12 protein-coding genes and 1 pseudogene are annotated in these 8827 nt (G+C 45.0%); 6 read left to right on the plus strand and 7 right to left on the minus strand.

Features of this window, described 5'->3' with window-relative positions; translation table 11 throughout:
- Positions 1-71: 71 nt before the first annotated feature.
- Positions 72-1340 (plus strand): nucleoside recognition domain-containing protein, encoded by a 1269-nt coding sequence (locus BLO51_RS21275; RefSeq protein ID WP_090675039.1) that lies wholly within the window; start codon positions 72-74, stop codon positions 1338-1340.
- A gap of 14 nt (positions 1341-1354) precedes the next feature.
- Here the strand turns inward: BLO51_RS21275 and coaD are convergent, their stop codons facing one another.
- The 5 genes from coaD to BLO51_RS21305 form a co-directional block, all read right to left on the minus strand.
- Positions 1355-1879 carry a pantetheine-phosphate adenylyltransferase gene (coaD, locus tag BLO51_RS21280; protein ID WP_174551291.1) on the minus strand — a complete coding sequence of 175 codons (525 nt, stop codon included), beginning with the start codon at positions 1877-1879 and terminating at the stop codon, positions 1355-1357.
- A 30-nt stretch (positions 1880-1909) separates the two neighbouring features.
- Positions 1910-2479, minus strand: coding sequence for a 16S rRNA (guanine(966)-N(2))-methyltransferase RsmD (rsmD, locus tag BLO51_RS21285; RefSeq protein ID WP_090675040.1), 570 nt, complete (start codon positions 2477-2479; stop codon positions 1910-1912).
- A 376-nt stretch (positions 2480-2855) separates the two neighbouring features.
- Positions 2856-3056, minus strand: coding sequence for a helix-turn-helix domain-containing protein (locus BLO51_RS21290; RefSeq protein WP_090675042.1), 201 nt, complete (start codon positions 3054-3056; stop codon positions 2856-2858).
- Positions 3057-3222: 166 nt separating this feature from the next.
- Positions 3223-3606 carry a hypothetical protein gene (locus BLO51_RS21295; protein WP_090675044.1) on the minus strand — a complete coding sequence of 128 codons (384 nt, stop codon included), beginning with the start codon at positions 3604-3606 and terminating at the stop codon, positions 3223-3225.
- A 649-nt stretch (positions 3607-4255) separates the two neighbouring features.
- Complete coding sequence (locus BLO51_RS21305; RefSeq protein WP_090675047.1) at positions 4256-4762, minus strand: accessory gene regulator B family protein; 507 nt, start codon at positions 4760-4762, stop codon at positions 4256-4258.
- Positions 4763-5610: 848 nt separating this feature from the next.
- On the opposite strand from BLO51_RS21305, the gene BLO51_RS21315 reads away from it, so the two are divergent.
- Entirely contained in the window at positions 5611-6123 is a 513-nt protein-coding gene (locus tag BLO51_RS21315; protein ID WP_090675051.1) for a hypothetical protein, read from the plus strand.
- Between the two features lie 52 nt (positions 6124-6175).
- Here the strand turns inward: BLO51_RS21315 and BLO51_RS21320 are convergent, their stop codons facing one another.
- Positions 6176-6385 carry a type II toxin -antitoxin system TacA 1-like antitoxin gene (locus BLO51_RS21320; protein WP_090675052.1) on the minus strand — a complete coding sequence of 70 codons (210 nt, stop codon included), beginning with the start codon at positions 6383-6385 and terminating at the stop codon, positions 6176-6178.
- A 451-nt stretch (positions 6386-6836) separates the two neighbouring features.
- Here BLO51_RS21320 and BLO51_RS29370 point away from each other — a divergent pair, with 451 nt between their 5' ends.
- The 4 genes from BLO51_RS29370 (at position 6837) to BLO51_RS29865 (ending at position 8573) form a co-directional block, all read left to right on the plus strand.
- A complete protein-coding gene (locus BLO51_RS29370; protein ID WP_167670277.1) occupies positions 6837-6998 on the plus strand; it encodes a hypothetical protein in 162 nt (53 codons plus the stop codon).
- 36 nt (positions 6999-7034) lie between these two features.
- Entirely contained in the window at positions 7035-7223 is a 189-nt protein-coding gene (locus BLO51_RS21325) for a hypothetical protein (protein WP_090675054.1), read from the plus strand.
- A gap of 516 nt (positions 7224-7739) precedes the next feature.
- On the plus strand, positions 7740-8180 hold the full coding sequence (locus tag BLO51_RS21330; protein ID WP_090675055.1) for a hypothetical protein: 441 nt from the start codon (positions 7740-7742) through the stop codon (positions 8178-8180).
- A 273-nt stretch (positions 8181-8453) separates the two neighbouring features.
- Positions 8454-8573, plus strand: a complete 120-nt coding sequence (locus tag BLO51_RS29865; protein ID WP_217266767.1) for a sporulation protein YjcZ — start codon at positions 8454-8456, stop codon at positions 8571-8573.
- A 59-nt stretch (positions 8574-8632) separates the two neighbouring features.
- On the opposite strand, the pseudogene BLO51_RS29375 reads toward BLO51_RS29865, so the two are convergent.
- Positions 8633-8827: pseudogene (locus BLO51_RS29375) on the minus strand (glycoside hydrolase family 73 protein); the annotation flags it as partial.

Here is an 8827-nt window from a genome sequence, read left to right on the forward strand (position 1 = left end):
CCTGTCAGGTCTATTCCATGCGGACAAAGCGTAAACATGTACCACTAACCTAAGCTGGAGTGATGATTCGGATGCAACGGTTACAGGTTCTCTTCTCCCCGCGCTTTACGACGCTGCTGCTAAGCGCCGCGGCGCTTGCTCTCGTCGTCAGCATCATCGCATTTCCCGACGAAGCGTTTCGCTCCTCGCTCCAGGGGCTGCAGCTCTGGTGGAAGCTGGTCTTCCCGGCCCTGCTGCCCTTTCTGATCATAACTGAGCTGCTGCGCGGAATGGGCGTATTGCACGGACTTGGCGTACTGCTTGAGCCGCTGCTGCGCCTGTTGTTCAGGCTTCCGGGAGTCGCCGGCTGGATCGTGGCGCTCGGCTTCACGGCGGGCATGCCGGCCGGTGCCGCAGCTGTGAGCCAGCTTCGTAAGGACGGCACGCTTACCCGTGACGAAGGAGAGCGCCTACTCGCTGCCTCCCACCTGCTGAGCCCGGTTTTCCTCGTGAGCGTGGTCGGCGTCGGCTTCCTGCAAAACGCGACAGCCGGACTTGCGCTTGCGGTCATTCATTATGCCTCTACGCTGCTCCTGGCCGTGCTCCACCGTTTTCGCAGCGCCCCGGGACCTTATTCACTGCCGAAAATGAAATCGCGGGACAAGGGAGGCGCAGGATGGCTCAGCCGGAGCTTCGACGCATTTCAAGAAGCCCGGACGCACGACGGCCGGACGTTCGGCAAGCTGCTGGGAGATTCGGTGACGTCAAGCGTTCAGCAGCTTTTCCTGATCGGCGGGTGCATCATGATGTTCTCCGTACTGCTTCACGCCGTCTCGCTTTCTGGACTCGTCTCCGTAGCCGCTTCCCTTGCCTCCGCGCTCGGCCTTAACCGCGACAACGCTCTAACGCTTGCCCAAGCGCTGCTGGCCGGCTTCTTCGAGCCGCATCTCGGAGCGTACGCTTTGTCGCAATATACAGAAGCCGCTTCTTCGGCCTTGCTGTATGCGCTGCTCAGTCTGCTGCTCTCATGGGGAGGCTTGTCCACGCACGCCCAAGTCAAGAGCTTGACTGCGGCTTCCGACTTGCGTTACCTGCGCTTTCTGCGTTCCCGGCTTGAGCATGGCGGGATTGCTTTTGTGCTCACCTGCTTAGCCTGGAAGCCGCTCACCGATTCGCTGGGCGGTGAGCAGCCCGTGCTTGCGCACTATGCCGCGGTCCGCAGCGGCTGGTCCTTCGAGCGCGACAGCCTGTGGCCTTTGGTCAGCCCGATGATGCTGCAGTTCGGCACGATGCTGCTTGTCCTGCTCGTGCTCTCGGTATTTGCCGCCTTTCTCTTCCATCGCAGCCGCCATCGGCGGTAAGCCTTCGTTCCGAGCTACAAGCTTCCGCTGCCGTATTTGCCGCGTAATGCCCGCTCCACTTCCGGAGGGACCAGATCGACCACGGGCCCGTGGAAACGGGCGATTTCTTTCACAATGCTGGAGCTTAAATACGAGTATTTCGGCGTCGACGTCATAAAGAACGTCTCGATGTCTTCACACAGCTTGCGGTTGGTCGAGGCCAGCTGCAGCTCATATTCGAAATCGGAAACCGCGCGCAGTCCTCTGACGATGAGGTGCGCGTTTTTTTGCTTCATATAATTAATGAGCAAATCCCGGAAGCTGTCAATCTCGACGTTCGGCATGTCTTTGGTCGCCTGCCGCAGCAGTTCCGTCCGCTCCTCTACTGAAAACAGCGGATTTTTGCTTGTATTGTTGAGCACGGCGACGATCAGCTTATCGAACACCTTAGCCGCGCGATGAATAATATCCAGATGCCCGTTCGTCACTGGGTCAAAGCTGCCGGGATACACGGCCACCCGCAGCCCGGGTTGATCGCCAATCTCGATCATTGGATTCATGGGTATAGTCAGCTCCCTCTATTGTCGAGTTTAAGTCTCTTTCCCCTCAGAGCGGGTACGGTAAATCGTAATGGCAGTATCCCCATACTCGGACCGCCGCAACCATTCGAGCTTCCCGAAGTCCCCCTCATGGCGGTCCTCCGCGTCATGCTCGACCACGATCCGCGCTCCGTCGGCCAGCATTCCGCACTGCTGGAGCTCCTCCAACAGCTCTCCAATCACTTTCAGCTTGTATGGCGGGTCCAAAAACACCAGATCAAAACGCGCTTCCCGCTTGGAAAGCGCTTTGAGCGCGCGCATCGCATCATTGCGGTACACTTCGGCCCGATCCGTTAACCCAGTCGCCTGAAGGTTGTGACGAATCGTGTCGATGGCTTTTTTGTCCACGTCCGTGAGCACGGCGCGGTCCATCCCCCGGCTCAACGCTTCGATGCTCAGCCCGCCTGTGCCCGCAAACAAATCCAGCACTTGTCCGCCGTCGAAATAAGGGCCGATCATGCTGAATACCGCTTCTTTCACTTTGTCCGTCGTGGGCCGGGTCGCCATGCCCGGTACCGCCTTCAGCGGCCGCCCTTTGGCACTTCCCGAAATGACTCTCATGCTGTATAGCCTTCTTTCCGCCAACTTAATATTGATATCGTATCACAAACGGAATCTTTTGCACAAAAAATCCAAAAAAATTTTACCAGCGGATGTATATCTTTCTGCAAAAAGGATCATCCTTATATCATCGACATCCGAAAATGTCGTAGACAACCGTGGAGAAGACTTACGTTCCCCATAAGCTCTTCGTCCGGTTTCTCCTCTCCCATGAAAGGGGCTCGTCGTGAGACGGGCCCCGATTTTATTGAAAAGCCTCTATCTATAAGGGCTTTATCGCTATCACATTCACTACTTTTATGGTTATCATCAATATTGCTGACGAATTGATGACGATTGACCTTTCCCCGTTGTGCTAATACGGCGAAAAAGAGTATTACTTTTCTCCGGATTCCCGCATTAACCAATTTTCTAAATTTTTTCGACGGAAGAGAATTTTAAAATCTGCGGAACTTTTTACCCGCACTCTGACATGTGTTATTTGCTTCATGCAGCACATATCATAAAGTTGGTTTTCCGACATGTTTATATATTTTGAAGCTTCTCCAATAGTAAGCATTCCATTTTGAGATAGCATGGATATCGTCTCCTGTCTTTTGAAGAATACGGTTAGTACAAACTCCTGACAAGGTAATAAAAAAGGGACGACACAAAACCGCTGTTTTCAAACAGCAACTTTGCATCGTCCCGATAGGGCGTTGTAGTTCTCTTTCCCGTCCCAGTTTCAGCTCAGCTATTCTGTTTTATGTTAGGATAACTTGTTCATCAACAATTAGCTTTTCAAAATCTTTATCCAGCTCAATAATCGTTGTTTGAACATCGTAATCCTCTGACATTTTGGAATCGAAACTTTCGATTCTTAATTCGTCATTTATTGAACTTAATAACATCTCAAAGTCTGCCTTCATTATCATTTTTATTTCGAAAAACCAGGTATCAAAAAGATGTTGCTTCCTCAAGAAGTTGAATGCATGAAGCTCAAGAGGGGTAAAAGTCGCGTAATACTCCAAACCTATCTTCCGCCCCTTGATCGAGACTATAGTTCGATAAGGACCTTGTTTTGACCATTGAGCTTTTAACTCGGCAAATTTTGACTCCAGTTTCTTCTCAGCTGCTCTTAGATTCATTGGCTTTGCCCCTCCTTCATTTCCTAAAATAAGTATTTTAAAAAGCTTTATGGACAATATAGCACATTTAGATAGAGTCGAAAATAAACGATTACGATACAAAATCGTTATATAAAAATATGATTTTGTCGAATTTTGACATTGCACAAAAACAAAAAAATCCCGTTAATACGGGATTTTTAGTCAAATGTTAGGTATGTGTTTTACTTTTCTAAGGTTTCTAACAGAGATAGTTGTTTGTAAGTTATTGTCGAAATGCGCGATGCGTTCTTTTCGATCAATCCCAATAATTCTGTTCATCTTGCAAGAATTATAGTTGTCAAGTTCCTCGAATCCGTATGGCAACATCATTTTAACCAGCGTTTCGTGCGTGAACCTGGCGAAGCAAATAAATACCCCTTGAGGGTTATAAAGGTAGAGCGTCTTTGATTGCACCGCAAAGAAAGTCGCATCTAATCCTTCTACCCAGCCCTCGTTCCCGTTCGCATCAACGCAGTAAAATGGGATTGTCATCGTTGTCTTTTGCATTGAGGCAAAACACCGACCTAATTACTCTTTTTAGGAGCTTGTGGAATCCCGATCACTTCCTTGCCCTCCTTTGTTTGGACCTCTTTTGCGGAGGAGGCAATAAGGTTTGCGATAATCTTTTTCATGGCTGTTTCACCTCCTTCCCAAATCGAATAAGCAGCACAGACTGGGCAAAAAAAGACATCGAGATTACATCAGAATTCAGAATGAAGTTGGAGCCGATCAGCATGCAAGCCCCCATTAAGTTATGTTGCTGCCTTCTTTCAGAAAAAAACAAAACAAGAACCAGTGATACGATATTAAGCACGATCGATATGTTTTGAGCCAAAGAAATGTGCGGAATGCCGCTCAATAAAGCTGAACTAACAAAAAAACACAATGTTAATGTGGGCATATGCAACCCGCCTGTAAATCTCCTGAGAAGGATGAAACTAATCATCGAAACTATAGTTTCTAGCACTTTCCCGGTAACAAATCCAATAATCAAGCAACCCAATACAACTGAATAGTAATTAATTCGGAGGGCCACGCCATATCTAATGTCCTCAACATGATCCGTAATTTCCGGGTTCCACTTTTTGGACAAATGTGCCAATTTGCTTGCTGCTATTTCAATCGGGTCGTTCACAAGGTCATATCCCTTCTATACGCTAAATAAACAAGCACAAGATACGATAATATCAATAATGGAACACTTATATAATTCGCACTTCTAAAAATAAAAAACAGAGTCAAAAACACTATGATCGCTATAATTAGAACTGAGAAAATAACGATTAAATCATGCTTCTTAAGTCGGTTTTTCACCATAAAATCATGAGGTGGTATACTAATGAAACTAAACCCAGTATTCATTTTATGAATTATGTACGCGACTAAGAAAGCTATAAAAGCAGAAGTAAACTGTATTATGTATGCATAAATCCCATTTGGTTCTTCCAATACCTCTTTCGTAACGATATTTGTCGAAGTGTAGAACATAAACACTAAAATTACTAAAACTGTGTAACCATAATAAGTGAATGATATGATAATTGCTCTCCAATACTTAATTTTAAAGATGTATCGAAAAAAAAGTATATAGAGAACCATATGAAGTAAAATATCGTATACTTGGAATATTTCGAAATAAACTCTGATTAAATATGACAAAAAAGTAACTACTGTCGCAATAACGCTTATCTCCTTGAAGTATAAAAAGTAAGGGAACCTGAAGGTTTTTAGCATTAAAGCAAATAAAGCAAATATTTCAAGTACTCCAAAAACCATATAAAAAACGAAACTCATAACCTCTCCCCTTATCCCATCTTTTAGGGTTATCTCTTCTAGGTCTAATATACTGTATTGATCCATCATAGTAAATTATAAAAAGGAGCCGCTATTGTAACCCCATTCCTATAGATGGTATCATTATCTGTAACTTACAATAACAACAAGTACTCCAGCCGATGGAGATGAAAAAGGTGCTACAGTAAGATGAAAAAGTTAGCTCTTCTATTCACGTTTTTTGTAGCAATTGCAACCGGATGCAGTGAAAGCAGCCCTACAACTTCATCAACTCAGGAAAATATTACAACATCGGATAAACTAAAGGATGCTAAAAAGGTGTATGTTGAAAAATTAAATTCAACAGGCTTCACAGGTAGATTAGAAACAATCAGTCAATATGGTATTGCCATTAGCCAATTTGATCCAACTAACAAAAATGATATTAAATCATTAAAAGATATACATGATGGTGGAATTCCAAAATATAAAGACTTCTTAAAGTTTATACGCGAACTTAAAGCGCCGGAGGAGTACCAGTCTTTTCACAAATTGCTTGATGACTCCATTAGTAATTTCATCGGATCCATGGAAGAAATGGATCAACATCTCGATAATGTAAAAGAAACAGACCATTTAAAAAAGTCGACAGAACATTATATTGCGGCAACTGAGTCCATGAAAAAGATTGTTAAAGAATTGCCCTATGGGGATTTGAAATAGTGAAAAGAGTCCCGCCAGCTAATTAAACTGGTCAAGGACTCTTTTCACTATTTCAATCGGATAAATCCTGTTGCTTATTTTCGCGTTCTATCTTTTCCTCAATGGCTTCCATGATAAACGCATTCCGACTCTTGCCTGATCTCTCCGCCGCCGCATCTATAACTTGGGTCTCGCCCTTTTTGACTCTCAATAGAAAAGAATCATAATTAGCTGCATTGTATTTGTCTTTAGCTCGTGTTGATGCTTTCCCTTTCTTGTCCACAAATTACGCCCCCTTTTAACTTCATTTTATCACAACGAATATACTGATAACAGTATAAAATTTATTGACAGTATACTGATATCAGTATATAATGAGGATAGAAAGTTAAAGATCAGCTTTCTGAAAGGGTGAGAAAATGAAAGATTGGGTGCTTCTTCTTACGGCCATCATGCAATTCATAACACAGGTTCTTATACTTAACGACGGTCGTAAGACAAAGAAAAAAGGAACCAAACGCAGCCGTCGGGGCAAACGTAAATAGGTTCCTCGGAGAAGGTCGGCCCGAACCGACCTTCTCCCCCAATCTTAACACAGGCGAAAAATAAAATAAATGAACGGAGGGAACGGCGATGGACGCACTATTCTGGATTGTTGCTTTGGCGGCATTGGCGCTCTCGGTAGTGGTATTAGTTCGGACTTTCAGAAATAAGTAAATACAAGGAGGGAAACCATGGCTGAAGAGAAGCGAAACCCTGTAGATGTTCTAAAGTTCCTTCAAGTCTTCTGGGGCGCAGAATCCATCGACCGTCAGGACGAAGCTGGCCAGCAGTATGCCGCGGGTGTGAGCTATGGCTTCAAGCTTGCGGCGGCGATCCTGGAGGACCGAAAATAGCTCGGGGGATTCGGCCCCTTTCAAGGAGGAATAATCATGAGTAAAGCTCGCGCAAAAGAATTGGCAGCACGCTACGGCTTCAAACTCCGGGCGGTAGCAAACTCGTTGAAGTATCCGAACGGCTATGTGAAGGTGATCTACCCAGACGGATCGGAGCAGCGTGCGTCGGATTGGATGGCCGCGATGAATATGATTCGGCTGCAGGTGCATAGGAAACGAAAATAGGCCGATGGGCTTTAAACGAGGAAGATGGATATGGAGAATAATGTATACCTTGTAACTTTGCACTCGATGACGCATGGCGGAGATATCTTGAGAAATGTATGTTCTGACTGCCTCAAAGAAGAAAATGGAAACATTGTTACTATGGACGGTCCACTGCCAGATGAAAAATGTGAATTTTGTTCTAATAACCCCGCCTGACGATGGCCTGACGATGGCCTGACGATGGCCCGCCGCGGAACGGGCCGAAACCTACCGGCACAAGCTGCCGGGATGGTCGGTCGCGGATATCCGTTCCGCGGCGCGTGCCAGTTTACATAGATAAATCCCCCACTAGTCTAACCAGTAAATAGCCATATAACGATCAAAAACGACATTTAATCCATAACAAAGTGATATTTTGTAGTTATTTGAGAGAAAGTATTTTTCAATTTAGGGAATAAGGACTATTAACAAAATCCACTGTATAAGTTAGTTTTAAATTATACCTATAAATCCATAATGTGGGAGGTTTATTTTATGAAAAATGTTTTCAAATCACTAACCTCTATCCTTCTTCTCGCTTTCTTACTGATATTTTTTACATCTGGGACAACTCTTGCACAACACAGTGACAATTTCAAATTTAATATCAAAGGTGGTGGGCTTGCGGAGACAAGTTCAGGTGATCAATTTGTTCTTTCCTTAAACAAACCAACAATCAATCTTCATTTTGGTCTAATACTAGATTCAATAGATAGTCCCTCCAGCTTACCTCTTAAGGTTAAAGTTAGCTTAACATCCGAAGATTCGCCTGAATTCAAAGAAAAAACAATAACATTTACTAAAGTTGGAAAAGCGTCATATTCGGCTAATTATACAGGAGTTATTGACAGCGGTGACTATCTAGTCTCTATTCGTATCCCCGAAGATTACGTAAGGATAGCTGGAAATGGCTTTGTTTATTATGAATATCAGTAAAAATAATCCCCTCCAACTTTTTGAGCTAAGCTATGTAATCGGCTTCCCGGACGCTTTCCGTAGCTCGTTCGCCAGCCAGTGGATATAATCCGCCTGTTTTCGATGCGCCGCGGCCGGATATGGATCTGCAGCCGATGGGTATATATATATAATTACATGTCAATTGCCACATGTCACCAGTCCATACATTTTCTCTGTAATCGAATATTTGAGAATGAGAGTTACCGGGAAGGCTAAAAACGGTACTCAATCCCATTCAGAGGAGTGTTGGTCATGGGCGGTTTAGGAGTGGGCGGTGCTGGTTTTGGCGGTGCTGGTTTTACTTCCACAGGTGTTATTCTGGTTCTTTTCATTCTGCTTGTTATCGTCGCTTGCAGTATCTGTTTTATTTAAGCGAACCAATGTAGAAGAGCCGCCTGCAGGCGGCTCTTCCCATTATTAGGTCTAGTTGGCTAGATTTCAACACCAGCCTGTCGCGCCTGCACAACCATATTCAAGTACGCCAATTCAGCACCCGTAAGCTGCCGTTTGTATGCTTTTTCAGCCCAAGTATAGTCGGACAGCAGCCCTTTTTTGTGCAGTCCATCCAGCGCGTCGCCAAGCTGCTTCCATTGCCAATCATTTTCAAATACCAAAGGTTTTGCCAT

The organism is Paenibacillus tianmuensis, assembly GCF_900100345.1.
Lineage (GTDB): Bacteria > Bacillota > Bacilli > Paenibacillales > NBRC-103111 > Paenibacillus_G > Paenibacillus_G tianmuensis.

Coding starts and splice junctions, on each gene's coding strand:
- BLO51_RS21295 (WP_090675044.1), bottom strand. CDS start 3,606: ATGAATCTAAGAGCAGCTGAGAAGAAACTGGAGTCAAAATTTGCCGAG.
- BLO51_RS29865 (WP_217266767.1), top strand. CDS start 8,454: ATGGGCGGTTTAGGAGTGGGCGGTGCTGGTTTTGGCGGTGCTGGTTTT.
- BLO51_RS21325 (WP_090675054.1), top strand. CDS start 7,035: ATGAGTAAAGCTCGCGCAAAAGAATTGGCAGCACGCTACGGCTTCAAA.
- rsmD (WP_090675040.1), bottom strand. CDS start 2,479: ATGAGAGTCATTTCGGGAAGTGCCAAAGGGCGGCCGCTGAAGGCGGTA.
- BLO51_RS21315 (WP_090675051.1), top strand. CDS start 5,611: ATGAAAAAGTTAGCTCTTCTATTCACGTTTTTTGTAGCAATTGCAACC.
- BLO51_RS29370 (WP_167670277.1), top strand. CDS start 6,837: ATGGCTGAAGAGAAGCGAAACCCTGTAGATGTTCTAAAGTTCCTTCAA.
- BLO51_RS21290 (WP_090675042.1), bottom strand. CDS start 3,056: ATGCTATCTCAAAATGGAATGCTTACTATTGGAGAAGCTTCAAAATAT.
- BLO51_RS21330 (WP_090675055.1), top strand. CDS start 7,740: ATGAAAAATGTTTTCAAATCACTAACCTCTATCCTTCTTCTCGCTTTC.
- BLO51_RS21275 (WP_090675039.1), top strand. CDS start 72: ATGCAACGGTTACAGGTTCTCTTCTCCCCGCGCTTTACGACGCTGCTG.
- coaD (WP_174551291.1), bottom strand. CDS start 1,879: ATGAATCCAATGATCGAGATTGGCGATCAACCCGGGCTGCGGGTGGCC.